At 38.3% G+C, this 1636-nt stretch carries 1 protein-coding gene; it reads left to right on the forward strand.

The window, feature by feature from the left end; genetic code table 11:
• Positions 1-171 precede the first annotated feature (171 nt).
• Positions 172-1536, forward strand: coding sequence for an HAD-IC family P-type ATPase (locus EKM76_RS13225; RefSeq protein ID WP_125551014.1), 1365 nt, complete (start codon positions 172-174; stop codon positions 1534-1536).
• The last annotated feature ends 100 nt before the right edge of the window (positions 1537-1636 follow it).

Raw genomic sequence — 1636 nt, forward strand, 5'->3', positions numbered from 1 at the left:
CTAAATAGGCTATTAATGGTGTATGCACTCGAATCCTTCTTTCTGGATTTTCTTGTTGTTCGCACACCAAGAATACCAGAAAAAGACGTTCGGGTGTTTTTTAATATTCGGAAATTAATAACAAAAACGAGGTACGTTTGACAGTACCGATAACTTAATAGAGGTGTAAAAATGAAAAATAATAAATTGCATTCAAAGCAACATCCTGATCGCAATATGAAATCAATGAATGATCATATGGATATGGAATCTAGCAGCGGCGATATAATGCAACATGGCGGACAAATGATGCACATGGGAAATATGAAACATAAGTTTTGGGTTTCTCTAATTTTTTCGCTTCCAATTATTGCATTATCACCAATGATAAAGTTCAGTTTTATGCCAAGTTTAACTTTTCCTGGTTCAGAATGGCTAGTGCTAATTTTAGCCACTTTTCTATACGTTTATGGTGGAGCACCTTTTATTAAGGGGGCAAGAGCAGAATTAAAGCAAAGAAAACCAGAAATGATGACACTAGTTGCACTGGGTATAACAGTATCTTATTTTTATAGTCTTTATGCATTCACAATTAATCAATTCTTTGTATCAAACGCGCACGTTATGGATTTTTTTTGGGAGCTGGCGACCTTGATTGATATTATGTTATTAGGTCATTGGATTGAAATGAATGCTGTTATGGCTGCTGGTAATGCCCTTGAAAAAATGGCCGCTCTATTACCCAATACGGCTACTGTTATCACGGATAATGGTGATCATATTGAAAAACCGTTAAATGAGGTTGTGATTGGTGAATCAGTTATTGTTAAGGCGGGAGAGAAAATACCTACCGATGGCGTTGTTCTTACTGGTAATACAACTGTAAATGAGGCGTTAGTAACTGGCGAATCTAAAGCAGTAGCTAAAGTAGAAAATGATAAGGTGATTGGTGGTTCTACCAATGGCTCGGGTTCTATCATGGTTAAGGTGACCGGTACTGGCCAGTCAGGTTATTTAGCACAAGTTATGCAAATGGTCAGTAATGCACAAAAAGAACAATCTAAGGCGGAGGGGATTGCTGACAGGGTTGCTGGACTATTAGTTTATGCTGCCGTTAGTGTAGCAATTCTTACTTTTATAGTATGGTTATTGATTTCGGGCGACTTTAACATGGCGTTAGAACGCACTGTTACAGTTTTAGTTATTGCTTGTCCTCATGCTTTAGGGCTTGCCATCCCATTGGTAGTTGCACGCTCGACTTCAATAGGGGCCCAAAACGGATTATTAACTAGAAAACGTCAGTCATTAGAAGACGCCACTAAGTTAGACGTAGTTCTCATGGATAAGACAGGGACCTTGACAGAAGGTGATTTTGCTGTCAATGAATACAAGGCGACCGATACAATATATTCAGACGCACAAATTTTATCACTGATGGGGTCACTTGAGTCTGGTTCAAGTCACCCATTGTCAGTAGGAATATTATCAAAAATAAAAGAATTAAATTTAAACCCAAATTGTCAAATCAAGTGCAACAGTATCGACCTATTCTTATAAATTGGTATAGTTAATCATCTAAATCAATGAATAGTTCACTGGCGCAGTTGTAGTTCAAGCTCCGACGTGGCCGGTGGTTAAGCGCGTCTTGGATTCCTTG

The organism is Loigolactobacillus zhaoyuanensis, from assembly GCF_003946385.1.
GTDB classification, from domain to species: domain Bacteria; phylum Bacillota; class Bacilli; order Lactobacillales; family Lactobacillaceae; genus Loigolactobacillus; species Loigolactobacillus zhaoyuanensis.